Genomic DNA, 25,579 nt, shown 5'->3' with positions numbered 1-25,579 from the left:
AAAATCATAACCTAATTAAATAGTGAATAATATGGGAGAAACACAAGTAAAAACCGCGCATCCAAAAGGGCTTTGGGTATTGTTTGGAACGGAGATGTGGGAGCGATTCAATTTTTATGGAATGCGAGCTTTATTAACTTTATTCCTTGTGAATTCATTATTAATGAAGGAAGAAGAAGCTTCTTTAATTTACGGAGGTTTCCTTGGGCTTTGTTATTTGACTCCAATGTTAGGAGGTTTTGTTGCTGACCGCTATTTAGGAAACAGAAATTGTATCTTATTAGGAGGGTTATTAATGGCAATAGGACAAATGCTTTTGTTTACCAGCGGAAGTATTTTTGAGTCTAATTTAGACTTGGCAAAAATCGTTATGTACTCTGCATTGGGTGTAATTGTTTTTGGTAACGGATTCTTTAAGCCAAACATTTCTAGTATGGTTGGAAGTTTGTATCCAAAACAAGAAAAAACAAAATTAGATAGTGCTTTTACTATTTTCTATATGGGAATTAACATCGGAGCATTCTTAGGCCAGTCTATCTGTCCTTTGTTAGGAGATGTTAAAGATGCTGGTGGAATTAGAGATATCCACGCTTTTAGATGGGGATTCATGGCGGCTTCTGTGGCTATGTTATTAGGAACAATTTTGTTCTATTTCTTAAAAAATAAATATGTAGTTTCTCCAGAAGGAAAACCATTAGGAGGACTTCCTTCTAAAAATGATGCTTCAGACTTTGAAGAGGGAGAAGCGCAAAAGGCAAACTTTTCAAATAAAGCTCTTGCTATGGCAGGGGTAGCATTTATTGCTTTAGGATTCTTTTTCCATTATGTTGTAGGTCAGAACTTAATTTATACTTTGATTTATTCAAGTGGTTTGGCTTTGGCAGGATTAATTATATCTGATACTTCTTTAACTAAAATTGAAAGAGATAGAATTATTGTAATCTATATCGTATCGTTCTTTATTATTTTCTTCTGGGCGGCATTTGAGCAGGCAGGTTCATCTTTAACTTTTATTGCAGATAACCAAACAGACAGACATTTCTTTGGTTGGGCAATGCCACCATCGATGGTTCAAATTTTTAACGGAATGTTTGTAGTGTTTTTAGCGGTTCCTTTCAGTATTCTTTGGGATACTTTGAGAGCTAAAGGGAAAGAGCCGATTTCTCCAGTAAAACTGGCTGCGGGTTTAGTAATCATTTCGATCAGTTTCTTTATGATTGCTACTCAGGTATCTTATATCGGGACTTCTGGTTTATTGCTAGTTAAATGGTTGATCTTATTATATTTCTTAAATACATGTGCAGAGTTATGTTTGTCTCCAATTGGTTTGTCATTGGTTGGTAAATTATCTCCAAAACGTTTTGCCTCATTATTATACGGAGTATTCTTTTTGTCTAATGCATCAGGTTACGCTTTAGGAGGAACTTTAGGTTCTATCTTGCCAGCAACTGGTGATAAATTTGCAAAAGCAAAAGAATTAGGAATCGATCTTCAGGCAGTTTTAGATAAAAAAATAACACTTTCAGCAGACCAATTGGCTTTGTTGGATCATCATCAAATTAGTGCGCAAAACCCAATTTTTGCAGGATTTGAAATCCATAACTTATATGAATTCTTTATGGTATTTGTTGTCCTAACTGGTATTGCTGCAATTTTATTATTTGCTTTAACACCACTATTGAAAAAATTAATGCACGGTGTTAGATAAAAAATGGAAAACAATATTACTTTAGAAGAAATTCAAAATTTTAAAGGCAAGTACCCAAAACAATTGTGGTACTTGTTTTTGGTTGAAATGTGGGAGCGTTTTTGTTTCTACGGAATGAGAGGGGTTTTAGCTTTTTTTATGGTAGACCAATTAGGTCTAGTAGAAGGAAAAGCAAATTTGCAATATGGAGCAATTCAGGCTTTTGTATATGCATTTACTTTTATCGGTGGAATCTTTGCCGATAAAATACTAGGTTTTAAGAAATCGCTTCTTTTTGGAGGAATTGTCATGATTCTTGGGAACTTGCTTATTGCAGCTTCTCCGCATGATTTCTTTTATTACGGAATAACACTTTCTATTATCGGAACTGGTTTTTTTAAACCAAACGTATCTTCAATGGTAGGGGAGTTGTATCACGAAAGTGACGGCCGTCGAGATGCTGGTTACGGATTGTTTTATGCGGGAATTAATATTGGAGGTATGCTTGGTGGCGCAATTCCTATTTATTTAGGAAAGAACTATTCTTGGAGTCTTTGTTTTCTTTCTGCGGCAATTGTTATGATAATTGGAGTTATTACTTTTCTCTTAACGAAAAAGCATCTAGCGCCAATTGGAAATTCTCCGTTAGAAAATCATGCGCCTAAAAAACGTAATCTTTATGAAACTGCAGTTTATGTAGGTTCTTTTGTTGTAATTCCATTAGTTTATATAATGGTTATCAATTCTGATTTTACAGAGTACTTTATGTATACTATGGGAGTAGTGGCATTAGGATATTTTGCATATGAATTGATAATGTTAAAAGATGGAAAACAGCAGAGAAAACTTCTAGCTGCATTTGTATTCATTTTTGGATACTTTATGTTTATGGCTATCTCGGAGCAATCTGGAGGTTCATTGTCTTTGTTTGCAAAAGACAATTTATCGAACAAGTTGTTGTTTTTTCATATTGATCCAAATGTGGTAAATAATAGTATCAACTCCTTGTATGTTGTTATTTTTAGTCCATTGGTAGGCTTGTTATGGATATTAATGGCTAAACGAAAAATTGAACCGAATACTGTTATTAAGTTTGGGTTGTCATTTATTTTGCTTGCGGCAGGTTTCTTTATCTTTTACTCTGCTAGATTTTTTGTAGATGCAGATGGATTAAGTTCTCTTGATGTTTTTGCTTTAGGATATCTTGTTTATACGCTTGGAGAGTTGTGTATTGGTCCAATCGGAATGTCGGTAATTACCAAATTATCTCCTAAACGATTGTTTGGAATGATGATGGGATTATGGTTCTTGTCTAGTGCATTCGGGCAGTTTGCTGCCGGTAAATTGGGAGCTGAAATATCTGATGCCAACACAGGAACGACATTAATGTCTAAACTTATTGCTTATACAGACGGATATTATCAATTAGCATTATATTCTTTAATTGCGGGAGTTGTTTTAATTGTGGCTACCCCGCTAATCAGAAGGTTAATGCAGGAAGTTAAATAATTATATTGTAATAACTTTTTGCATAAATTTGCATAAAATTCCTCGTTATGAAAAAAATACTACTCATCGCTTTGTTTTTAATTGGTGCCGCAAATATTCAGGCACAAGAATTAAAATGGTATACAGATGTTAGAGAAGCCATTACTATAAGTAACAAAGAACAAAAGCCTATGCTAATGTTTTTTACTGGCAGTGATTGGTGTGGTTGGTGTATTCGTTTGCAAAATGAAGTTTTAAAAACTGCTGAATTTAAAAAGTGGGCGACAGATAATGTAGTTCTAGTAGAATTAGATTATCCTAGAGCTGTTGCACAAACGCCAGAGCTTAAAAGTCAAAACAATGAATTGCAGCAAGCTTTCGGTATTCAAGGGTTTCCAACTGTTTTCTTTACAAGTGCAGAAACAAAAGACGGAAGAGTTAATTTTAAAGGTCTTGGTAAAACGGGATATGTTGCCGGTGGTCCATCTGCTTGGTTAAATGTTGCAGAAGGAATAGTGCATCCAAAGAAATTATAAATTTAGAATAAAAAAATATCAAAAGGTCCCTTACAGTGTAAGGGACCTTTTTTTGTTTAGTAGGAAAAATTCTTTACAAAATCTGTGTAAATTGAGTATTATTTATTTTATCATGTTTAAAAAAACATATAATGTATTTTTTGTGCTAATAAAATTTGGATAACTAAAATATAATGTTAATTTCGTCTTGCTAATCTAACCAAAACCAATTTATATGACTAAAAAATTACTTATCCTACTATTTTTTTTAGGTTCATTTATGGCGCAAGCACAAAACTTAGCATGGAGAACAAACATGACAGATGCTATTGCTATAAGTAATGACCAGAAAAAACCAATGCTGATTTTATTCACTGCCTCAGGTGTACCAGAAAATCTTCAAAATGAAATCTTTAAAACGCCCGATTTTGCGGTATGGTCACGCGACAATGTGGTCTTAGTAAAATTAGATTTATCTGATATGAATGCTTCAGATAGCGATCGTGAACAAAATGTGAAATTAAAAAATGCATTTGGAGTTCAAGATCTTCCAGAAGTATGCTTTGCAATGGCGTCGGTAAGAAAAAACAAAACTACATTTAGTGCCTTAGGAAAAATAGCCTATAAACCTGGAGGAGCGAAAGCTTGGATTGCAGAATCTAATGCAATTTTACATCCAGCAGAATAGTAAACGATTTCATTCGACTTTTATTTTAATTTTTTTTAGTCCCCTTTCTGTTTTACAGAAGGGGATTTTTTTATTATTAAAAAGATCAATCAATATTTAACGGTTTTTATTAGTGTTTATTTCACATTTATTAAAAAATAAGCAATTTATTGTCAATTTGATTTTAATGCTTAGAAGTTGGTTTTTAATCTCTTAAATTCTTTATTGGATTCTATTTTTATACTATTTTAGTTTTATTAACATAACCCAAACTAAAATTTATATGCCGAAAAAATTACTTATCCTATTATTTTTTTTAAGTCCATTTTATATGAATTCTCAAAATATAATATGGAAAACAGACATCAATGATGCTGTAACTGCAAGCGCAGAAAAAAGAAAACCGTTACTCATTTTTTTTACTAGTCAAAACGTGAGTCCTCAATTGCAAAATGAAATTTTTGCCACTCGTGATTTTGAAGAATGGTCGCGTAAAAATGTTATTTTGGTCAAGCTTGATCTTTCCGATCCGTCTATTTCTGATGCAAGTAAAGAGCAAAATTTACGATTGAAAAATGCTTTTGGTATCGAAGAGATTCCGCAAGTGTGTTTTTCTGAAGTTACTAGTAGAAAAGGAAAGACCAATTTTAATAAACTAGGGCTTATTGGCTATACAGCTTCTGGCGTTAAATCATGGATTTCTGAATCGGATTTGATTTTAAATCCAGAATAAAATTACAATCTATAATATCCCTTTTCTTTTGTTGAATGAAAAGGGATATTTTTTTTAAGACAACTATTTTTCCAATTTTTCTGAATCGAATTAGAGTTCGATCCATCGGCAATAACAATTTTGGGATGAATATTTTCTAGCAATCTATCCAGATTTATTTTTGAGGTCTGAGTTAGAATTAAGATATCTGGATTTATTTTTTCTGGTAAAGTTTTAGTGCTGTCAATAATTAGAATTTTGTTGTCTTTAAAATAAAGCACATTTTTAATTTCTGTGATTCTAGATAACGCAATTGAATTCCCTACGAGATACGAATTGATGTTTCGATTGTTTTCAATAACAGTATCTCTAGTGAAAAACACAAGATTTCTTCCTGAACGTTCAGAAATGAGAGTATTGTTTCTTTCGTTATAAACAATCAATTCTTCTTCTTTTTCTGTTTCTATTTTGGTTAAAATAAAGGCAAGCTGGATCGCAATAATTGAAATTAATGCATATAGCAATTTGCTGAAACTTGGTTTTTTAATCCAGACAATCGTGCTGATTATAAATAAAGAAAATGCCCATAAATGAAACAAATTAAAGCTAATGTCTCGGATAACAAACGAATCTATAGAAGCAACAGCATGAATCATGAGATTTAGCAGATAAATGCTTTTCTCAAAAATCATGGTGATGAATAAAGGCGGACTAGTGAAAATAGCGATAATCATAACCACAATTCCAGCAATCATGATAAAGGATAAAATAGGGAGTATAATAATGTTCGTGACAAAAAATAATCCTGGAAATTGATGAAAATAGTAAAGGCATAAAGGCAATGTGCCAATTTGAGCAGCGAATGAAACCGTTAAAGCTTCCCAAATGTAAACTGTTATTTTGTTCTTTGGTTTATAAATGTTTTTTAAAATAGGCTGTAGCCAAAGGATGAAAAAAAGTGCGATATAACTTAATTGAAAGCCAACATCAAACAAGAAATAAGGCTCAAAAAGTAATATTAGTAAAATTGAAACTAGTAAAGTATGGTAGATGTTGCCAGTTCGGCGCAAATGATTTCCAATTGCAAGAAAGGAGAACATGACTACAGATCTCAAAACGGAAGGAGATAAACCAGAAATAATAGCAAAACCAGCTAAGGAAATTAGAATGCAAGCCAGTTTAAAAAACGAACCTTTTTTTGTGTTTGGAATTGGTTTGAGTATAAAGGTTATAAAAAGCATTATAAAGCCTACATGAAGCCCAGAAACCGATAAAACGTGTGTAGCGCCAGAGGATTGATAATCTTGGATGATATCTTGTGAGATGTCCTGCTGCTGACCTAAAATGAGCGCCAGAGCAACATTCATTTCAGATTTGTTGAATTTTGACTTTTCAAGATTAAAAATTATTCGCGAATGTAATTTGGCACAATAATACCAAATGTCTTTTTGAATGTTTTTGTTCACCAAAATTTCTTTTTTGGAACAATAAATCTGAGCATAAATTTGTTTGTCTGCCAAATAGCTGCTGTAATCAAATTGATTTGGATTTTTACTGGGTTTATTTCGCTGTAAAAGCGTTTGAATTTTAATGCTGTTTCCTATAATTAGAGGATTGCGGCTACTATCTTTTTGAACGTTTACAATTATTTTTCCAGAATAAACTTTTCCTGAAATGGTTTTGATATGTCCAATGTAACGATCACTGAAATCATTGCTTTTTAATTTTTCTCTCAAGATTAAAGTAAGAGATTGTTTTGTTTCAAATGCTGCTTTGCAATGCGTGTAATTGTTCTTTTGAAGACTTTCGGTATGGCTAATAAGGGTAAAAGAACCCAAGAAAAAAGAGAGCAAGTAAACTGAAATCCCGAAAAGAATTGTTTTCTTATTGTTTTTTAAATTCCAGAAAAAGGTAATGAAAAATAGGGTAAGACAAATTATTAGTAAATAATGAATTGCCGCAATAGGTAAGTGTAGATAATAAGATGTGATGACACCTATTATAAAAGCGATTGTAATTTTTATTAACGGAAAATCTAATACTTTCATAGCTTAAAAGTATTAAATATTTGTAAGAAAAATAATAAAAAAAATATTTTTTTATGGAAGAATCCTATTTACCTGTTCAAAAGAGTTTTTGTAATAGGGTTCTTTGGTAGAGGAAATAATTACACCTTTTGAAGTAGAAGAATGTACAAATTTTATTTCATCAGAATTGACCTCTGTAATTAGCCCGACGTGATTGATTTGTCTGCTTTTGTTGGTTTTAAAGAAAATTAAATCTCCCTTTTTTGCGTCATTTAACGGTACAACTTTTCCAATTTTTGCTTGATCAAAAGAACTTCTCGGAAGTTTGATATTTTCACTTTCAAAAGTAGTGTAAACCAGTCCAGAACAATCAAAACCGCTTTTTGTAGTTCCGCCTGCTTTATAGCGAACGCCAATATTATCAGTAGCTTTTTCAATTAAATTATTAACCAAAGCTCTGTTTTCTTTTTTCGATTCGCTTTTTGTGCTGTTTTTTGATACCGCTGTCGAAGTCGATCTACAAGAAGTAACGGCAATTGCTAAAAGCAGAAAAATTACAATTCGTTTCAAATTAATTAATTATTTTGTTTTAAATCGGCAACAATGAGTTTTGCTGTGTTTTTACTCGCGCCAACTCCACCTAATTTTTGTTCTAATATATCGTAATTTTGCAGCACTTTATTGCGATGGCCAGGCTCTAATAATTTTTGAAGTTCTTCTTTGATTCGTTTTTTATTACAATCTGCTTGAATCAACTCGGTCACAACTTCTTGATCCATAATTAAATTGACAAGAGAAATATATTTTAATGTAATAATACGTTTTGCAATTTGGTACGAAACTTCGCTTCCTTTATAGCAAACTACTTCGGGAACTTTAAAAAGAGCTGTTTCAAGAGTCGCAGTTCCAGAAGTTACCAGAGCAGCGGTAGAAGAACGAAGCAAATCGTACGTTTTATTGGAAACAAAGGCGATGTTTTTATTTTTTAGAAACTGCTGATAAAATTCGTATTCCTGACTTGGAGCACCCGCGATAACAAATTCGTAATCCTGAAAATCATCCACAACGCTCAACATTACGCTCAACATTTTGGTAATTTCCTGTTTACGGCTTCCTGGTAGAACGGCAATAATGGGCTTTTCGCCTAAATTATTTTCTTTTCTAAATAACGCTTCATCAAAAGCGGGCTGATTCTGGATGGCATCAATTAGCGGATGGCCAACAAAATCTACAGGAAAATGATGTTTGTCTTCGTAGAAACTTTTCTCGAAAGGCAAAATAACATACATCTTATCAACGTCTTGTTTGATGGCTTTAATTCGGTTTTCTTTCCAAGCCCAAATTTGAGGAGAAATATAGTAATGCGTTTTATAGCCTAATTCTTTTGCCCATTTTGCAATTCGCATATTAAAACCAGGATAATCAATAAAAATAATCACATCTGGTTTAAACTCCGAGATGTCTTTTTTACAGATTTTAATATTGTTTAAAATGGTTTTTAAATTGAAAACCACTTCAATAAAGCCCATAAAAGCTAGGTCGCGATAGTGTTTTACCAGAGTTCCGCCTGCTTTTTGCATTAGGTCTCCACCCCAAAATCTAATTTCTGCTTCTGGATCTTCGGTATATAAGGCCTTCATTAAATTTGAACCATGTAAATCTCCAGAGGCTTCTCCTGCAATTATGTAATACTTCATGTTGGTTTTTTTGTAAATGTGCTAAAGTTGTAACCATTTAAGGGAACTTAGCAAAGATAAGATTTAAATAACTAATGTAGAAATTGCCAGTACAATCACGGCTAAAATTACGCCACGCGCCATAAATTCTTTATTTCTTTTTAACAGAATACCAAAAACGGCAAGGTCTAAAAGTGTTCCTATAGTAATTATTTTTCCGAGATATCCGTATTCTCGAATCATTTGAAATCCTTGAGAAATATCAAATGTGGTAAAAAAAGTGATGAATAGATAACTTCCTAAAAGAGCTGTGAAAATTCCGATTAAAAATCCGATCAGTATTTCTTTAATCATTTAATTTCCAAGTATTAAGTTGTTGAATAGAGTGGTGAGCGGTCAAGTCAAATTGTACCGGAACTACAGAAACATATCCGTTTTCCAATGCCCATTCGTCAGTGTCTTCGCCTTTATCTTCGTTTACAAATTTTCCGGCAAGCCAGTAATAATCTTTTCCAAAAGGAGTTTGTCTTTTATCAAATTTTTGCGCGTAGTAGGCTTTCGCTTGACGGCAAACTTTAATTCCTTTAATTTCAGACTCCTTTAGTTTTGGAAAATTCACATTTAAAACGACTCCTGGCGGAAGTTTATTGGCAAGGGTTTCTAAAGTGATTTTTTTTACGAAAGATTTTATAGGTTCAAAATCAGCATTCCAATCAAAATCTAAAAGAGAAAAACCTATGGCTTGAATACCTTCGATTCCAGCTTCAACCGCGGCGCTCATGGTGCCGGAATATATGACATTAATAGAAGAATTCGATCCGTGATTTATTCCCGAAACGCACAAATCGGGTTTCCGTTTTAAGATTTCGTTTACTGCCAATTTTACACAATCGACAGGCGTGCCAGAGCAGCTGTACTCTGCAATTGTGTCATTGTCTTTGGAGATTTTATCAATAAATAAAGTATTATTGACGGTGATGGCGTGCCCCATTGCACTTTGTGGTTTGTCTGGCGCAACAACAATGACATCGCCTATTGTTTCCATAACGCTAATAAGGGCTCTAATTCCGGGAGCCAAAATACCATCATCGTTAGTTACTAATATAAGTGGTTTCTCAGCTTTCATTTAATAAATATTATGTGTAGTTTTAACAATTGTAAGATTTTAAGAACAAAATTAATCACAATTATTTGCGAGAACTCACAAATACTGTAAAATTTGTCAACTAAGGTAAAGAACTTTTTTGCGAATTAAACATTTTTATATCTTTAACAAAAAATTATCGAAGCGTTAGCTCTCGTGGCATAGTTTTTAACGTAACTTAGATAAAAAAATTGATGAATGCTATTATAAAGTTTATGAAAAGAAATTATAAGATACTCATAGCCGTATTGTGCTTATCGCTTACATTATTTGCATTTAAGATGAATGCCGATAGGACAATCGACCCAGATCCAAACAAAGACAAGACACTTTTAGAATTATTAGCATTTGTTATTGAAAAAGGACATTATAGCCCAGCAGAAATAAATGATGAATTTTCTAAAGGTATTTTCAAGGATTACATTGATGCTCTAGACCCTTCAAAAAGATTTTTTCTTCAGTCTGATATTGACGAATTCAAACAGTATGAATTAATGCTGGACGATCAGTTTTTGAATAAAGATATTACGTTTTTCAACCTTACCTATACAAGGTTAATGAAGCGTATGGAGGAAAGTAAAAAACGTTATAAAACGATTTTAGCTCAGCCATTTAACTATAATGTAGATGAGACTTTTGATGCGGATTATGAGAAGATTCCGTATGCAAAAAACTTAGCGGAAATTAATGAAAGATGGAGAAAACAAATCAAATTATCCACTCTTTCTTCTTTGGTTACAAAACAAAAAATTGAAGATGAAAAGAAGAAAAAAGATCCAGCTTACAAAGAGAAATCTTTTGAAACTTTAGAGAAAGAAACTCGTGAGAGCTCATTAAAATCTCTAGATGATAATTTTAGCGTGATTAAAGATTTGAATAGAGACTACTGGTTTTCTGTTTATTTGAACTCTATCATGGCTCGTTTTGATCCGCACACAAGCTATTTTGCACCAGAAGAAAAAGATCGTTTTGATGTAAACATCAGCGGTAAATTGGAAGGTATTGGAGCGCGTTTGACTAAGAAAAATGATTTTACTCAAATTGATGAGTTAATTTCTGGAGGTCCAGCTTGGAAAGGAAAACAATTAGAAGCAGGAGATTTAATCTTAAAAGTTGCTCAAGGTAACGAAGAGCCTGTAGATGTTGTTGGAATGCGTTTGGATGATGTTGTAAAGAAAATTAAGGGTCATAAAGGAACTGAAGTAAAATTGACTGTTAAGAAAGTTGATGGTTCTATTAAAGTGATTTCTATTATTCGTGATGTTGTTGAAATTGAAGAAACGTACGCTAAGTCTAGTATTGTAGAGAAAAATGGTTTAAAATATGGAGTAATTTATCTTCCTAAATTTTATATCGATTTTGAAAACAAAGACGGACGTGATGCAGGAAAAGATATTGCTCGTGAAGTAGAGAGATTGAAAAAAGAAAACATTAACGGTATTGTTTTAGACGTTCGTGATGATGGTGGAGGATCTCTTTCTACAGTGGTTGATATTGCTGGTTTATTTATCGAAGAAGGACCAATCGTTCAGGTAAAATCTGCTGGTAAAAAGAAAGAAGTTTTATATGATAAAGATAAAAAAATCGAGTGGGATGGTCCATTAGTTATCATGGTAAACAGTTTTTCTGCTTCGGCTTCTGAGATCTTGGCGGCTGCAATTCAGGATTATAAACGTGGTGTTATCATCGGAAGTAAACAAACTTACGGTAAAGGAACTGTGCAAAACGTATTAGACTTAAATCAGTTTGTGCGTAATGCAAACTACGGAGATCTTGGAGCATTGAAAATTACAGGACAGAAGTTTTATAGAATTAATGGTGGTTCTACTCAATTAGAAGGTGTTCATAGTGATGTGGTAATGCCAGATCGATATGCTTACTTAAAAATGGGAGAGAGAGACATTGATAATGCAATGCCTTGGGATAAAATTGATCCAGCCGATTACAGCACTTGGACTTCTAATGAGAATTTCAACAAAGCAATTATGAACAGTAAAAACAGAATTGCTCAAAATGCTCAATTTAAGTTAATTGATGACAATGCGAAATGGATCGATGTTAAGAACAAAGAAAACGTATATAGCTTGAATATTAAGAATTTTAAAGAAACTCAAGAACAAGTTGAAAACGAAGGAAAAAAATATAAACCAATTTCTGATTACAAAAACGATTTGATTTTTAAATCATTACCGTATGAAGAAGATGAAATGAAAGCTGATGCTTCTTTAAAAGAAAAAAGAGAGGCATGGCACCAAGCTTTATCTAAAGATGTTTATGTAGAAGAAGCGTTAAACGTATTGGATGATTTACAATCAAAAAGTTTGGTAAAAGCTACAGTTAATCCTAAAATGAAAAAGGACAAGCTAGTGAAGTCTTAAATTCGAGAAGAATTTAATTTGTTTAAAAACGCTCTATGAATTTTAAATTTATGGAGCGTTTTTTTGTATGTTTAACCTCTAAAAATAGAATTATGAAAGTTGGCCTGAGTTTGATTTTAATGGGGTTTGCATTGTTGTCTTGTAAAAAAGAGAATAGAGGAATTACGGAAAAAGTAAATAATGATGAAGCGGTTTCTTCTTTTAAAGGAAATTCTTCTAGCACAGATTCTGTCTATACGGTTGCTTATTTGCCAACTTCGACGACAAAGCAGATTGTAAAACACCAATATTATACTTTATCGTATAATGAAAACTTCGAGCAGGCAGAATGGGTGGCGTACGAATTGAAAAAAGAATACTTAAAAAATAATGATTTTAAAAGACCTTATTTTATTGAAGATCCAAATGTAACGACTGGTTCTGCAGATTGGAGAAATTATAAAAATTCAGGTTATGATAAAGGTCATCTTTGCCCTGCTGGAGATATGGAATTTAGCAAAGAGGCTTATAACGATACTTTTTACACGTCGAATATTTCACCTCAGAAAAAGGAATTTAATGCTGGAATTTGGAATAGGATAGAGCAGAAGACACGTTATTGGGCAGGAAAATATAATGATATTTATGTCGTAACTGGCGGAATTGCGAAAGAATCGGATAAAAAAATAGGAACGGAAAAAGTTGCTGTGCCTAAATATTTTTATAAAATCGTTTTGGCTAAAACAGGTAACGAGCATAAAGCAATTGCTTTCTTGGTTCCAAACGAAAAAAGCGACAAATCTATTTATGATTTTGTTGTTCCGATCGAGACTTTAGAAAAAATGACTGGAATTGATTTCTTCCCGAATCTTAAAAATCTAAAAAGCAGTAAGGATTTTTAATTCAATACTTTTTAGTCATAAATTAATACAGAATACAAATACGAATGCAATTTTTAGAATGAACAAGCAAATGATTTTTGTTGGTTTAATGATTTTTTTTTATCATAAACCAAGGCTATAGCCAAATAATACTGAATAAACAAAATATAGAAAATGCACTTAATGAGGCCTTTAATAAATTTAAAGATTTAAAAGAAGGAAAAAATGCCGACTATATTCAAGAACTGGCCAATGTTGATCCCAATATTTTTGGCATTGCACTTGTTACTGCAGAGGGAGCCATATATACAAAAGGTGATATAACGTCAATGGTTTCGATTCAAAGTATATCGAAAGTATTTACTATGGCAAAAGTAATTGAGCAAGAAGGCCCACAATTTTTGGAAGATAAAGTAGGAGTAAATGCGACTGGATTGCCATTTAATTCTATTGTTGCAGTAGAAATGCATAAAGGCGATAAAATCAATCCTCTTGTAAATCCAGGAGCTATTGCAACTACGAGTCTTATTCGTGGTGTTGATTCTATAGCAAAGTGGAAAGAAATCGAGAAAATTCAGAGTGACTTTGCCGGAAGAGCGCTTTCTATAAATCGTCCTGTTTATAGAAGTGAGGCTGGTGATAATTTGCGTAATCAAGCTATTGCACATTTGTTGTTGGCTTATAACAGAATATATTTTGATCCAGTACAAGCAACAGATCTTTATACGAAACAATGTGCATTGAATGTAAATGTAAAGGATCTTGCTACAATGGCGGCTACATTGGCAAATGGAGGTGTTAATCCTATTACAAAGAATAAAGTCGTTAGTCAGACAGCTGTCATGTATACTTTGCCAATAATGGCAACTGCAGGTCTCTATGACAATTCTGGGATTTGGCTATTTAATTCGGGACTTCCAGCAAAGAGTGGTGTTGGGGGAGGAATATTGGCGGTTTGTCCTGGTAAATTTGGAATTGCCGTTATTTCGCCTCCATTAGATGAAACTGGAAATAGTTTGAAAGCTCAGAAAGTGATCCAATATGTTGTAGAAAAACTTAAAGTAAACCCTTATTGGATTACTCCTAAGTAAGTTTGAAGTAAAAAAAAGTCCAAAATTATTTTTGGACTTTTTTTTTGTTGTTTTTTTGAAAGTTTAAAAAGCAGTAAGAGCTTTTAGTTCTGCAATTGTTTCCGTTGGATTCTCGGCTTTAAAAACAAAGCTTCCAGCAACTAAAACATCTGCACCAGCTTCTACCAATTGTTTGGCGTTTTTGCTTGTTACACCGCCGTCAATTTCGATTAGTGTTGAAGCATTTTTACGTGTAATAAGAGCTTTTAGTTTCTTTACTTTATCGTAAGTGTTTTCGATGAATGATTGTCCTCCAAATCCAGGATTTACGCTCATAATGCAAACCACATCAATATCATTAATAATGTCTTCTAGTAAATCAACATTGGTATGCGGATTCATGGCAACACCAGATTTCATTCCTTCTGCTTTAATGGCTTGAAGCGTTCTGTGTAAATGGGTACAAGCTTCGTAGTGTACAGTTAATCCGTTTGCGCCTAAATCGGCAAAAGTTTTAATGTATCGATCTGGGTCGATAATCATTAAATGTACATCGATATATTTTTTGGCATGTTTTGAAATTGCTTCTAGAACTGGCATACCAAATGAGATATTCGGAACAAAAACGCCGTCCATAATATCGATATGAAACCAATCTGCCTGACTGTTGTTAAGCATTTCTGCATCACGCTGTAAATTACCAAAATCGGCAGCAAGAACTGAAGGAGCAATAAGTGTATTTTTCATTGTAGTGTGTTGTGTGTTGTTTTATTGCAAAGATAAAGTTTAACCGCAAAGTTCGCGAGGTTTTTTTACTGTACTTAGTTATTTAAACGCAAAGAGCGCTAAGATTTTTCGCAAAGTTCGCAAAGCTTTTTATCTAAGATTATTCAAGAATAGGAAGTTCGCAAAGCTTTGTGTTCTTTATATTCTTTTAAAATAAAAACTTTGTGAACTTTGCGTTGCCCTTTGCGCTCTTTGCGTTAAAAAAAACTTTTCAGTTAAGAAATAAAAAACTCCGGTAATCAGCCGGAGTTTCAATCATCAATCAAAAAACGAACAGTCAATCAAACTGTTGTTTGGGGTAAAATTCCAAGTTATAAATTCCAAATCCCAATTAGATTGGAATTTGGGATTTTAAATATTGAAATTTAATATCGTTTATCCTAAATAAGTTTTAAGGATTTTACTTCTAGAAGTGTGTTTCAATCTACGGATTGCTTTTTCTTTAATCTGACGAACACGCTCACGAGTAAGGTCGAAAGTTTCTCCAATTTCTTCAAGAGTCATTGGGTGTTGGTCACCAAGTCCGAAATACAAACGTACAACATCTGCCTCTCTTGGAGTTAATGTTTCTAAAGAACGTTCGATCTCAGTACGAAGAGATTCGTGAATTAATTCTCTATCTGGATTTGGAGATTCGCCAGAACGTAATACGTCATAAAGGTTAGAATCTTCTCCTTCAACAAGAGGAGCATCCATAGATAGGTGACGTCCAGAGTTTTTCATAGACTCTTTTACGTCGTTTACAGTCATGTCAAGTTCTTTTGCAATTTCTTCAGCAGAAGGCGGACGCTCGTTAGATTGCTCTAATAACGCATACATTTTGTTGATTTTATTGATAGAACCAATTTTATTTAATGGTAAACGTACAATACGAGACTGTTCAGCTAGAGCTTGAAGAATCGATTGACGAATCCACCATACAGCGTAAGAAATGAATTTAAAACCACGAGTTTCATCAAAACGTTGAGCCGCTTTAATTAAACCTAAGTTTCCTTCATTAATTAAATCCGGAAGAGTTAATCCTTGATTTTGATATTGTTTAGCCACAGATACTACGAAACGTAGGTTGGCTTTTGTTAGTTTTTCTAAAGCTCTTTGATCACCAGCCTTTATTCTTTGTGCTAATTCTACCTCTTCATCAGCGGTAATTAGGTCAACTTTTCCAATTTCTTGTAGATATTTATCTAACGATGCAGTTTCACGATTAGTTACCTGCTTGGTGATTTTAAGTTGTCTCATGTTGTTGTCTCCCTATTTTTAAAGTGTACAAATGATTATACGTAAGGAGTATCAAAAAAGTTACAATATTTTAAAAATATTTTTAAAATTTATAACTAACACCAGTTTGAAGCGAAATACTGTATGGTTTAGCCTCTTCATTTTTATTGAAAGTGCTTAAATAATATTTGAATAAAGGGTTTATATCCAATGCAATACGTTCCGTCAATTTATAACTTAATCCGAGACCTAAATTATAAGAGAAATTTACGCCTGAAAGATTTTTTGCTTCTCCTATATTTTGCTGAGACACATTTTCTGATTTTAAATACAGTTTGTTTTTATCCAATATTAAAAAGCTAAAGCCTGTAAAAGCCTCTATTCCAATTTTGCTTTCGTCTTTTTTTATTGCGTAATTAAATTCTAAAGGCAGTTCATAATAAGAGACATTCTGTACTAAATCTACTTGGTTAGAATCGCCAAATGTTTCTTTTACGTTTATTTCTGTTTTTAAATTTATATTGGTGTAATCTGGAATTAAATTCTCATTTAATCGTGTTGATGTTTTTAGATTTATCTTAGAAAATCCTGCTCTGAAACCAATTTTGTCGTACATCGTTTTTACATAGATACCATAATGTGAGGTAATAGGATGACTTTTAGACAAATCATTCATTCTAGGACTAATCATGGATTTATTGTTTAAAGAACCAAAAAGCGCAGGCCCGTAAAAAACGGAAATTGTAAATTCAGGTTCAACTTCTGTTGTTTGCGACGTATACTTACGTTCTTTATACTCTCGTTTTGGAGTTATTTTTTTCTTTAAATCTGTGCTGTCTTTTTTGGCAACACTATCCATTTTGGGTTCAGTTATTACTATTGAAGTTGGGAGGTCTTTTTTGAAATTATTATCAGTTATAGTATCTTTTTCTACAGTTATTTTTTCTGTAATTGCCTTTTCTGAAATTGTGTTTTTTGGAGTTTTGTTTCCTGCAATAGTATTTTTTGAAATTTTATTGATTTCCTTTTTTTGAGTTTTCTTCGGATTTGTGAAACTAGATTTTGCTGTTTTTTGTGCAACACCGTTTTTAGAATTGCCTTTTTTATAAGCTACAATTGGTTTTTTTGCATTAATTGGATTCGGGTCTTTTGCATTAGCTTTTATTGGTTTAGACGTGATTTGTTCTTTTTTAATAATGACTTTATACTTTTTTACCACTTCATATTCTTCGTATTCATTAGTCGATGTAACAAATTTGCTTGACTGTTTTACGAGTTTTACGGTCTTGGTTTTTTTAACAGTAGTAACTTCATCCGATCCTTTTTTTTGCAGGTTAACTGGCATAGTTTGGTTTTTCGAGCTAGTCGAATTAGAAGCGTTATTTTGTGATGGAGTTTTTGGGTCTACATTTTCTTTCTGAAAATCTGAATTAAGATACAGCAAGCTTGATAAAATTGTAACCGTAAGAATGCTAGGGATTAGCCAAAACAAAATTCTTTTACGTCTTTTATTATTTAAATCTTTCTCAATTTTAGACCATACAAAATCACTCGGACTTTTGTCTAAATTGTCCAATTTGTTTTTGATTGCTTTTCCTATTTCAGTTTTATTCTCCATTTTTTTGTTTTGAATAATAAAATGTATTTTTTGATTTGATTTTTAATTTCAGAATCTGTTTCGCTCGATGTAAATTTGATTTTGATGTGCTTTCGGAGATGGATAACATTGTAGCAATTTCTTTATGCGTATAATCATCGAGTTCGTATAAGCTAAAAACCAATCGGTATTGATGAGGGAGTTCTTGAACAAAAGATAAAATGGTGTCAAGAGAAAAATCTATTTCGCTTTCATTTACGGTGTCGTCTTGAGAGAAATCGTCTTTAATGGCAGTGAGCAGGTACGATTGCTTGTATCGCATTATGGCTTTATTGATCGTGATTCTTTTAATCCAGCCTTCAAAACTTCCGTTTCCTTTATAGTTTTTTATATTGGTAAAGATTTCAATAAAAGAATCATGCAGATTATCTTCGGCTTCTGCTTCATTAGGGCAATATTTCAGACTAAGCACAAAAAGAGTGTTTTTATACAATTGGTATAATTCTTCTTGTGCTTTTCTGTTTTGCCTAATGCAATCTTTTATGAGCTGATCTAAATTCAAATTTTAAAAACTATAATTTTGAAATTAATATAGTGCTTTGACATTCTAAAGATTTCTTGTTATATGCTGAAATTTCTCCCTTAGTAAAATCTTTATTAAAGTAAAAAGAGGCTTCTTTTGTGCCTTGTCCTTTCAGTAAAATTATTGAGCCACTTGTAACAGTCCATTCAATTTCATAATCGTCAGATGGTGCATTAAATGCTTTATAGTTATAGGTATATTTATATGAAGTTTCTGTTTCTACCCATATCCTGCCATCTACATCGCAGCAGGTTCCAGACGTTATATCTTTGCAATCCGGATCTTGATCATAGTATGTGCTATCATCTATTGGGATTGTATTTTTTGTTTCTGCAGCTTCATTATTGCATGAAAATAAAAAAACAAGCAGAATTGCCGAAATAAAAAGTGTTGCTTTTTTCATCTTAGTTAGCCTTTTATAATCTATAGTATAAAAACAATTAAAAGGTTGCGTAACTATGAAAAAATAAAAAGCCCATGTTTCTAACTTTTTGAAACATGGGCTTTTAGTAGTTGTAATTTTTTTAATTTGTCGCTGTATCTTTTACTTCAATTAATTCTTTAATAGAAACTGGAGTTCCGTTTTTTGCAAAACCTTCCAATCTTATTTCATAATTTCCTGCAACATCAGAAGTGTAGAATGAAGTTTGAGAATCCTTATTTAATTTTACATCAGGATTCCAAAGCAATTGATTTCTAAAATCAGGAATTCTTGCATTGTCAGCTAAGTTTGTATAATCTACATTGTTGTAGATTTTTTTAAGCTGTGGTCTCAAAATTGTAGTTTTTAGAATTGAAGAACCGCTTTGTGTGCTTGCGAAATCCTTATCAAAAGTTATAAAACTTACTAATCCGTTAAATGATTTTGGTCCAACATAATATCTTCCGACAATAAGGTCGATTCTATAGATGTTTTTCATGTTGTATTTTAATAAATCAATTTGGTTTTGCAATTGCAATCCGTCAACTAGTACTAATGCAGGATCTGGTAATTGAGGGAAAACAGATGGATCTGTTACATGCAAATGCATGACTCCGTTATTTTCTTTATGATATACTTCTGTTGTAACCTCTGTTATTGTTTCTTTTAATGTCTTAAATCTCGTATAATCATCCAGAACGTATTCTTTTGCTTTAGTGGCATAGAATGGATCTTGAGTGGTTTGCTTTTCTAAGTTGTCCTTTTTTCTATGGATATAAGCATTTTCAATTTGACTTGAAACCGCTCTGTCTAAAAGGCTTTCCTTAAATGTATATGATAAATTGTTATTTGGCGAAAATGCTAATTGCGTTGTGTTTATGCTTGGAAGTTCGTCCAATGTAATAGAATAATTATCAGCACGCTCATCAATTACTTGAATAATGATGTTTGGATTGTAATTCTCTTTATCAATGCTAAAAATAAATCGTCCTTCTGAATTTGTCTTTACTACTTGAAAAACAAAAGATTTTCCTGGTAAAGAAAAAGAAACCGTAACATCTTGAATCTTATCTGTTCCGCTTTTAGAAACCACTTTACCCGATATCATTTCTCCTCTTAATTCTGGAAGCACTGCTTTTGAATTACCATCTAGCACAACAGTATTTGATGGTATAGTGGCAAAATTAGTTGCCGAAATTGAATTTTGAGTAGGGATGTTGTCTAATTTTCTAACAGATAAGGAGTAACTTCCTTCTTTAATATTATCATTTGATGATTCTAGTTTTAAATCGACATGTTCGCGACTAGAGAAAACTTTTTTGTTTAATCTAAGGTTTAAATCTGTCGTGTTTACTGAACTCTCTAAAGTATTTGAAGCGCCTGTTAAAACATTGCTGTTTGGAGTTTTTTCATTTGTTTTATAAGGATTAACAATGTTAATATCCATTTGAAAAAAATCTGAAGCAGGTTTGTTTAACATCCAATTGGTGTAAGCAACTAGTTTGTAACTTCCTGTTTTAAGAGTAGTCGGAATAAAATAATCTCCTTGTCCTAGCGCATTTTCTAGCTTGATTTTGGCTTTAAAAACGCTTTTTTTATCGCTGTCTACCAATTCTACATAAGCAATTTTACTAATAGGACTTATGGTTTTGTCAGACGATTTTAAGCAGTAAATTTTATACAATAATGTCTCACCCGATACAAATGTCGATGCATTGGCATGAAGGTAAATAGTTTCGTCTACAACAATATTTTGCTGTGCGTTTCCTAATTGTGTGCTAATTAAAACAAACAATAATAATAGGTGCTTTATTCTGTCCAAAATGAAGGTTTTACGTTAGATGAAAATGTTGTGCAGTCTCCGCATTCTATAGGTACCATAGTATAATAGTCGTTGGTATTATAGCTGTACCAAAGTCTATAGCTGTTAAGTTCTGTTATTAATTGTCGTCCAAGGCAAGGAGGATCACCAAATCCGAAACAGAATCTGTACTCAGCGTCAATACATGGCACATAATACGGAGGTAAAGGTCTTCCTGGATATAAGTCGGCATAATTAAAAAACATTCTTTTTGATGATACAGAAGATACATCAAAAAAGCCTATTACTTTGCTTTCAGTATCGGTAACGCATTTAATATTACCATTTAAAAAACCAGGCTGTTTAGGCGATAATACACTAGAGCTGCTTGAAATTTCTTTTAATGTTTTGTAAAAAGTATAGGCTTCAAGATTTTGTACGTATTGGCGAACTAGAATACTATATCTGTGACTGATGATATAATTCTGGTCACTTATAAATCGCACAGGAAAATTAACGCGGTCTTCTTGTAGATTTGTTGTTGATGTTTGAATGATATCAACAGATTTTTTTGAGCCATAACAAATTTGAATGTCTAATGGACTTGGAACAAGTGCAATTTCTTGTGGGCCAGTTGCAATTAGTTTTTGGTCACCCCATTTTGGTGCGATTATTTTATAGGTTTCTTCATATTCGTATCTGTAGTATTTTGAAGTATTTGTTGGGTCGTAGCTTTCAACACTTATTTGTACGCCTTCTCCTTCTTGGGTTGAAACCACTTTAGGGACTAGGTTTTCAATCTGATTTTCAGTTGTCAAAACTTCACTTGTAGATTGGTATTTTTTACCGCCTTTTGTAGTGATTTCTAAAGAATATTCTGTGTTAGGTTCTGCTTTAAACTCTAAATCAGAAATATATTTTTCTGAATTTTCAGTAAAATGATAGCTATTTCCTTTATTGTCGGTAACCACAACATTCGCACCTGTTTCTACTTGTATACCTTCTTCTTCCAAACGAGCAGTCTTCGTCAGTTTAATTTCCTGATTTTTTAATTCATTTGTTATAGTTGCTTCTACAACAAGTGCTTCTTCGTAAGAATCAGTCTTAAGGTTATAGGTTTCAGTACAGCTAATGAATATAGTACTCATTAGTAGTAATGCTGCTATTTTATTTTTTAATAATGTTTTCATGATTTTTAAATTCTGCTTTACGGAAGATTAAAATTTAAAATTATAAGTTATACTTGGAACTGGAATAGAAAAGATTGATGTTTTGTATCCCTTTAATTTTCCGTTTGGATCTGTTACAAAAAATATCGAGTATGGATTATTTCTTCCTAATACATTGTAAACAGAAATATTCCAGAAACTATGCGCTAATTTTTTAATTTTATGATTCCCTTCAATATTAATACCGATGTCTAAACGAATGTAATCTGGTATTCTAAATTCATTTCTATCGCTATATAAAGTGTATTGTGCGCCTCCAAGATTATATGTTCCAATAGGGTAGGTAATTGGTCTTCCCGTTTGGTATATAAAGTTTGTTGACAGACTATAACGTTTTGTGAATTTGTAATTTAAAACAGCGCTTAAATCATGTGGCTTATCAAAATTTGAAGCGAAGAATTTACCATTGTTCACAATTTCTTCATTAAACTCGCCATCTAATTTAATCAATGATCTTGAATAAGAGTATCCTAACCATCCATTTAATTTACCAACTTGTTTTTTAATTAAAAACTCTACACCATAAGCTTTTCCTTCACCTTGTAAAAGTTCTGTTTCTACATTTTCATTTAGCAATAATTGCGCACCAACTTTATAGTCTAAAATATTTTTAGATTTCTTGTAGTAACCCTCTAAGCTAACTTCGTATTCGTCATCTCCAAAGTTTTTAAACAATCCTAAAGATGCTTGTTGTGCACTTTGTGGTTTTACGTTAGCATCAGATAATTTCCAAGTGTCAGTAGGAGATTGTGTGGTGTTGCTAGACAAAAGATGAATGTATTGTCTTGTCACATCATAACCTGCTTTGATAGAAAAATCTTCTGTAAAGAAATAGCGTGCCGCTATTCTTGGTTCTAGGCCTCCGTAAGTTTTTACAACTTCATTATTGTTATAGTGCTTTGTATCGATAATTGTAGCATCACTAATTGGTTTGCCGCTTTCATAAGTATTAACATCAGCAGGCCCTAATGATGCGTATAAAGAATATCTTAAACCAAGATCAATCAATAATTTGTCGCTTACTTTATAATTGTCTGCGAGGTAAATTGCCGATTCTAATCCTTTTTCCTTATTAATATCAGTCGGAACTAAAGTTGAATTAGGGTTTGTCGGATGCTGGTAGCCTGGTGAAATATTATATAATTTACTAGCTAAACCATAAGAAAAATTGTGTTTTTCATTCAACTTATAATTCATCTTTAATTGCAATTGAGTCTCGTTTATTTTATATCCGAAATCAAAAGAATTAACATTGTCAGAATGATAATCTATGTTGAATTTGTATTCACTATTCGTTAAAATAAGAGCTCCTTTGTTTTTGTCATTAAAAGTATGATCCCATTTTGCAGAAAATAATCTGTTGCTGTATTTGTATAATGAATCTGAACTCAATCTGAAACGGTCATGACTGTAATAGGCCATTGCTTCAATTGCATTTTTACTGTTGATGTTGTTTTGGTATTTTAAAATTCCATCATAAAATCCAGCTTCACTATTTTTAAGCCTTTCATCATCCAATTGTTTTAAAATCCAATCAGAATATGTTGCGCGGCCTCCAACAATTATACTAGATTTATTTTTTTCAAGAGGCACACTTAATGTCAAGTTTGAAGTAATTGGTCCTATAGCACCTTCTCCAGAAATTTTCTCTTTGTTTCCGTTTTTTGTCGCAATATCAAATACAGACGATAGTCTTCCTCCAAAATCGGCAGGAATGCTTCCTTTGTAAATGTCAGCTTTTTTTGTTGTGTAAGGATTAACAGCAGAGAAGAAACCTAAAAAGTGCTGTGGATTATACACCACTGCATTATCCAAAAGAATTAAGTTCTGATCTTCTTTTCCTCCACGAACGTTAAATCCTGAAGATCCTTCACCAGTAGTTTTTATACCAGGGAAAGTAGTAGCAACTTTAAAAATATCTCTTTCTCCAAGAATAAGAGGAACATTTTTTATGTTTTCAATATCAATAGAAACCAAACCAGATACAACTGTTTCTGTAGCTCTTTGTCCTTTCTTTTTAATGACTACTTCGTCTAATTGATTCGATTTTTCGTTAAGTTCTATATCAAATTGACCGTCATCGTATACCACTAAAGTTTTTGTAACCTCTTTATGGCTAAGCGATTTTATTTCTACTATATTTATTCCGCGTGGCAATTGTAAAGTATAATTTCCGTCAAGATCACTTGATGTACTTATGTTTTTATTTTTTACCTTAATATAAATATTGGCTTCTGGTTTTCCGTTTTCTTCATTTTTAACGGTTCCAGTAACTGTAAATGTTTTCTTTGTTGTGTCCTTATTTTCTTTACCTATAAATACAATAGAGCTCTTTTTGCTTACACTATAGCTACTAGTTGAGTCATATTGCTGATAAAAAACCGGATTATCATTCTGATCATTTCCTTGGCTGTTTGTTTGAAGTGGTTCGTCAGGGAAATAATTAGATGGTAAAGTACTGTATATTGTGCTGTTAAGCGTCAAGATTACTTTGTTCTTGATAACAACATAATTTAAGTCTGTTTTATTTAAAACAGCAGACATAAATTCATCAATACTAACATTATTAAAAGTGCCAGAAATAAGTGTTTTGTTAGAATTTAACCAAGCCGAATCAAAATAAAATTTATAAGATGTCGTTGATTCAATACGTTTTATAGTGTTTTCTAAAGTTTCATCTTTTAAAGTAATCGATAACTTCTCATTAGAATTTTGCGCAAAAGACAATTGAAAGGAGAAGACGATAAGTAAGGAGAGTAAAATTTTTTTCATTTGTTTTATTTGCTTGATATTGAAAGAGAGTTAAAAGTGTATTTCATCAAATTTTTCATGAATTGATCTAAATCGGATTTTCTTAGTTCTCTGTTCAATAAATAAAACCCATTGATTTGTTTTTTCTGTTCTGGGAATAATTTAATAAGGTCGCCTTTGCTTTTTATTAAATAAATTTTGCCTTTTAAATCGATAAAATAAGAATTGTTTTCTTTGAATACATAGTAGATGCTGTTGTCAGAAATTGTTTTTTGCATGTCTTTGTGATGTCTGATATACAAAATTAATTCTGGTGCAACCTTACTTTCTTCGTAGTAGCCTGTGGTAAATTCAGGAATGTCTTCGGTTGCTCTTTCTCTTTTGATAAAGTTCTTATCTTGGATCGAAAACGAACTGACTTTATTCTGAATTAAACTTATACCGACATTTTCTGAACCTCCAGCTGGATTCAAAACCAATATGTCGCGATAGATGTCGTATTTAAGTTTAACATCATAATAAGCTTGGTTTTCGTAGATAGCTTTTCCTAATTCGTATTTATCTACTAAATACAAATGAATGTCATTTCTTAAAGTTCTGTAAGGATTTGTGTGTGGTACCCCATTGTTAATATCCAGATTGTCTTTGCCAACTGTAGTGTCAAACCAATTGTAAGTTTTTACGTCATTGCTAGTTTGACTCTGGATAGTATGAATGTTTAATAATAATTCAAATAAAATGAGAAAAACGATTTTTTTTTGGTAATTTTTCAAAGGATTTAATGGTTTATTAGTTGTTTTTGGAAGAATTCAAAAGTATAAAAAAAAGGTTACAAATAAAACGCTAATTTGTTAAATTGTTATAAAATCACGCTACAGGCTAGTGAAAGGCATTGTTAGACTATTAAAATTTAGAATTTTTATTAAAAATATTCGAAAAATGATGTTGTAGTGATGTGTTTTTTGATTT

At 32.3% G+C, this 25,579-nt stretch carries 22 protein-coding genes; 8 read left to right on the top strand and 14 right to left on the bottom strand.

All coding sequences use genetic code 11. From position 1 onward, the window contains the following. Positions 1-31 precede the first annotated feature (31 nt). The 5 genes from AC3Y25_RS01235 to AC3Y25_RS01215 all read left to right on the top strand — a co-directional run bounded on the left by AC3Y25_RS01235 (position 32) and on the right by AC3Y25_RS01215 (position 5,090). Positions 32-1,708: a peptide MFS transporter gene (locus AC3Y25_RS01235; protein ID WP_250834311.1), complete on the top strand. Its 1,677-nt coding sequence runs from the start codon at positions 32-34 to the stop codon at positions 1,706-1,708. A 3-nt stretch (positions 1,709-1,711) separates the two neighbouring features. Beyond that, on the top strand, positions 1,712-3,196 hold the full coding sequence (locus AC3Y25_RS01230; RefSeq protein ID WP_250834310.1) for a peptide MFS transporter: 1,485 nt from the start codon (positions 1,712-1,714) through the stop codon (positions 3,194-3,196). Between the two features lie 47 nt (positions 3,197-3,243). Beyond that, positions 3,244-3,711, top strand: coding sequence for a thioredoxin family protein (locus AC3Y25_RS01225; protein WP_095928133.1), 468 nt, complete (start codon positions 3,244-3,246; stop codon positions 3,709-3,711). A 214-nt stretch (positions 3,712-3,925) separates the two neighbouring features. After that, positions 3,926-4,378 carry a thioredoxin domain-containing protein gene (locus AC3Y25_RS01220; RefSeq protein WP_248729183.1) on the top strand — a complete coding sequence of 151 codons (453 nt, stop codon included), beginning with the start codon at positions 3,926-3,928 and terminating at the stop codon, positions 4,376-4,378. Between the two features lie 262 nt (positions 4,379-4,640). Then, a complete protein-coding gene (locus tag AC3Y25_RS01215; protein WP_427871877.1) occupies positions 4,641-5,090 on the top strand; it encodes a thioredoxin family protein in 450 nt (149 codons plus the stop codon). Between the two features lie 2 nt (positions 5,091-5,092). On the opposite strand, the gene AC3Y25_RS01210 is transcribed toward AC3Y25_RS01215, so the two are convergent. The 5 genes from AC3Y25_RS01210 to surE form a co-directional block, all read right to left on the bottom strand. Beyond that, the gene (locus AC3Y25_RS01210) at positions 5,093-7,117 is read right to left on the bottom strand and encodes a ComEC/Rec2 family competence protein (RefSeq protein ID WP_489901470.1); all 2,025 of its coding nucleotides are present in this window, start codon (positions 7,115-7,117) and stop codon (positions 5,093-5,095) included. Positions 7,118-7,168: 51 nt separating this feature from the next. Then, positions 7,169-7,666 carry a C40 family peptidase gene (locus tag AC3Y25_RS01205; protein WP_489901469.1) on the bottom strand — a complete coding sequence of 166 codons (498 nt, stop codon included), beginning with the start codon at positions 7,664-7,666 and terminating at the stop codon, positions 7,169-7,171. A gap of 5 nt (positions 7,667-7,671) precedes the next feature. Further along, a complete protein-coding gene (gene lpxB / locus AC3Y25_RS01200) occupies positions 7,672-8,793 on the bottom strand; it encodes a lipid-A-disaccharide synthase (RefSeq protein ID WP_489901468.1) in 1,122 nt (373 codons plus the stop codon). Positions 8,794-8,856: 63 nt separating this feature from the next. Continuing rightward, on the bottom strand, positions 8,857-9,126 hold the full coding sequence (locus AC3Y25_RS01195; RefSeq protein ID WP_489901467.1) for a hypothetical protein: 270 nt from the start codon (positions 9,124-9,126) through the stop codon (positions 8,857-8,859). Continuing rightward, positions 9,119-9,898: a 5'/3'-nucleotidase SurE gene (gene surE, locus AC3Y25_RS01190; RefSeq protein ID WP_320493440.1), complete on the bottom strand. Its 780-nt coding sequence runs from the start codon at positions 9,896-9,898 to the stop codon at positions 9,119-9,121. Before surE ends, AC3Y25_RS01195 begins: the two co-directional genes overlap by 8 nt. Positions 9,899-10,110: 212 nt before the next feature. On the opposite strand from surE, the gene AC3Y25_RS01185 reads away from it, so the two are divergent. The 3 genes from AC3Y25_RS01185 (at position 10,111) to glsA (ending at position 14,245) form a co-directional block, all read left to right on the top strand. Beyond that, positions 10,111-12,294, top strand: a complete 2,184-nt coding sequence (locus AC3Y25_RS01185; RefSeq protein WP_489901466.1) for a carboxy terminal-processing peptidase — start codon at positions 10,111-10,113, stop codon at positions 12,292-12,294. A 92-nt stretch (positions 12,295-12,386) separates the two neighbouring features. Then, entirely contained in the window at positions 12,387-13,175 is a 789-nt protein-coding gene (locus tag AC3Y25_RS01180; RefSeq protein ID WP_489901465.1) for a DNA/RNA non-specific endonuclease, read from the top strand. 101 nt (positions 13,176-13,276) lie between these two features. Next, positions 13,277-14,245 carry a glutaminase A gene (glsA, locus tag AC3Y25_RS01175; RefSeq protein ID WP_489901743.1) on the top strand — a complete coding sequence of 323 codons (969 nt, stop codon included), beginning with the start codon at positions 13,277-13,279 and terminating at the stop codon, positions 14,243-14,245. 63 nt (positions 14,246-14,308) lie between these two features. On the opposite strand, the gene rpe is transcribed toward glsA, so the two are convergent. The 9 genes from rpe to AC3Y25_RS01130 form a co-directional block, all read right to left on the bottom strand. Further along, entirely contained in the window at positions 14,309-14,971 is a 663-nt protein-coding gene (rpe, locus tag AC3Y25_RS01170) for a ribulose-phosphate 3-epimerase (protein WP_489901464.1), read from the bottom strand. Positions 14,972-15,385: 414 nt separating this feature from the next. Continuing rightward, positions 15,386-16,249 carry a sigma-70 family RNA polymerase sigma factor gene (locus tag AC3Y25_RS01165; protein ID WP_007804760.1) on the bottom strand — a complete coding sequence of 288 codons (864 nt, stop codon included), beginning with the start codon at positions 16,247-16,249 and terminating at the stop codon, positions 15,386-15,388. A gap of 82 nt (positions 16,250-16,331) precedes the next feature. Then, a complete protein-coding gene (locus AC3Y25_RS01160) occupies positions 16,332-17,846 on the bottom strand; it encodes a porin family protein (RefSeq protein ID WP_489901463.1) in 1,515 nt (504 codons plus the stop codon). Continuing rightward, positions 17,836-18,387, bottom strand: coding sequence for an RNA polymerase sigma factor (locus AC3Y25_RS01155; protein ID WP_489901462.1), 552 nt, complete (start codon positions 18,385-18,387; stop codon positions 17,836-17,838). The genes AC3Y25_RS01160 and AC3Y25_RS01155 overlap by 11 nt, the downstream gene beginning before the upstream one ends. Positions 18,388-18,397: 10 nt before the next feature. Then, positions 18,398-18,811 (bottom strand): hypothetical protein, encoded by a 414-nt coding sequence (locus AC3Y25_RS01150; RefSeq protein WP_489901461.1) that lies wholly within the window; start codon positions 18,809-18,811, stop codon positions 18,398-18,400. A 121-nt stretch (positions 18,812-18,932) separates the two neighbouring features. Beyond that, positions 18,933-20,651: a hypothetical protein gene (locus tag AC3Y25_RS01145; protein ID WP_489901460.1), complete on the bottom strand. Its 1,719-nt coding sequence runs from the start codon at positions 20,649-20,651 to the stop codon at positions 18,933-18,935. Then, positions 20,639-21,820 (bottom strand): DUF4249 domain-containing protein, encoded by a 1,182-nt coding sequence (locus AC3Y25_RS01140; protein WP_489901459.1) that lies wholly within the window; start codon positions 21,818-21,820, stop codon positions 20,639-20,641. Before AC3Y25_RS01140 ends, AC3Y25_RS01145 begins: the two co-directional genes overlap by 13 nt. Positions 21,821-21,847: 27 nt before the next feature. After that, a complete protein-coding gene (locus AC3Y25_RS01135; RefSeq protein ID WP_489901458.1) occupies positions 21,848-24,631 on the bottom strand; it encodes a TonB-dependent receptor in 2,784 nt (927 codons plus the stop codon). 5 nt (positions 24,632-24,636) lie between these two features. Continuing rightward, positions 24,637-25,383: a hypothetical protein gene (locus tag AC3Y25_RS01130; RefSeq protein WP_489901457.1), complete on the bottom strand. Its 747-nt coding sequence runs from the start codon at positions 25,381-25,383 to the stop codon at positions 24,637-24,639. Positions 25,384-25,579: the final 196 nt, after the last annotated feature.

It is taken from the genome of Flavobacterium sp. LK-23 (genome assembly GCF_058135255.1).
Note: the sequence above shows the minus strand (reverse complement) of the source record. Positions and strands in the feature narration are given on the sequence as shown.

What these genes read in the sequence shown, in the direction of transcription:
- AC3Y25_RS01235 (WP_250834311.1), top strand. Translation starts at nt 32, where the DNA reads ATGGGAGAAACACAAGTAAAAACCGCGCATCCAAAAGGGCTTTGGGTA.
- AC3Y25_RS01230 (WP_250834310.1), top strand. Translation starts at nt 1,712, where the DNA reads ATGGAAAACAATATTACTTTAGAAGAAATTCAAAATTTTAAAGGCAAG.
- AC3Y25_RS01225 (WP_095928133.1), top strand. Translation starts at nt 3,244, where the DNA reads ATGAAAAAAATACTACTCATCGCTTTGTTTTTAATTGGTGCCGCAAAT.
- AC3Y25_RS01220 (WP_248729183.1), top strand. Translation starts at nt 3,926, where the DNA reads ATGACTAAAAAATTACTTATCCTACTATTTTTTTTAGGTTCATTTATG.
- AC3Y25_RS01215 (WP_427871877.1), top strand. Translation starts at nt 4,641, where the DNA reads ATGCCGAAAAAATTACTTATCCTATTATTTTTTTTAAGTCCATTTTAT.
- AC3Y25_RS01210 (WP_489901470.1), bottom strand. Translation starts at nt 7,117, where the DNA reads ATGAAAGTATTAGATTTTCCGTTAATAAAAATTACAATCGCTTTTATA.
- lpxB (WP_489901468.1), bottom strand. Translation starts at nt 8,793, where the DNA reads ATGAAGTATTACATAATTGCAGGAGAAGCCTCTGGAGATTTACATGGT.
- AC3Y25_RS01195 (WP_489901467.1), bottom strand. Translation starts at nt 9,126, where the DNA reads ATGATTAAAGAAATACTGATCGGATTTTTAATCGGAATTTTCACAGCT.
- surE (WP_320493440.1), bottom strand. Translation starts at nt 9,898, where the DNA reads ATGAAAGCTGAGAAACCACTTATATTAGTAACTAACGATGATGGTATT.
- AC3Y25_RS01185 (WP_489901466.1), top strand. Translation starts at nt 10,111, where the DNA reads ATGAATGCTATTATAAAGTTTATGAAAAGAAATTATAAGATACTCATA.
- AC3Y25_RS01180 (WP_489901465.1), top strand. Translation starts at nt 12,387, where the DNA reads ATGAAAGTTGGCCTGAGTTTGATTTTAATGGGGTTTGCATTGTTGTCT.
- rpe (WP_489901464.1), bottom strand. Translation starts at nt 14,971, where the DNA reads ATGAAAAATACACTTATTGCTCCTTCAGTTCTTGCTGCCGATTTTGGT.
- AC3Y25_RS01165 (WP_007804760.1), bottom strand. Translation starts at nt 16,249, where the DNA reads ATGAGACAACTTAAAATCACCAAGCAGGTAACTAATCGTGAAACTGCA.
- AC3Y25_RS01160 (WP_489901463.1), bottom strand. Translation starts at nt 17,846, where the DNA reads ATGGAGAATAAAACTGAAATAGGAAAAGCAATCAAAAACAAATTGGAC.
- AC3Y25_RS01150 (WP_489901461.1), bottom strand. Translation starts at nt 18,811, where the DNA reads ATGAAAAAAGCAACACTTTTTATTTCGGCAATTCTGCTTGTTTTTTTA.
- AC3Y25_RS01140 (WP_489901459.1), bottom strand. Translation starts at nt 21,820, where the DNA reads ATGAAAACATTATTAAAAAATAAAATAGCAGCATTACTACTAATGAGT.
- AC3Y25_RS01135 (WP_489901458.1), bottom strand. Translation starts at nt 24,631, where the DNA reads ATGAAAAAAATTTTACTCTCCTTACTTATCGTCTTCTCCTTTCAATTG.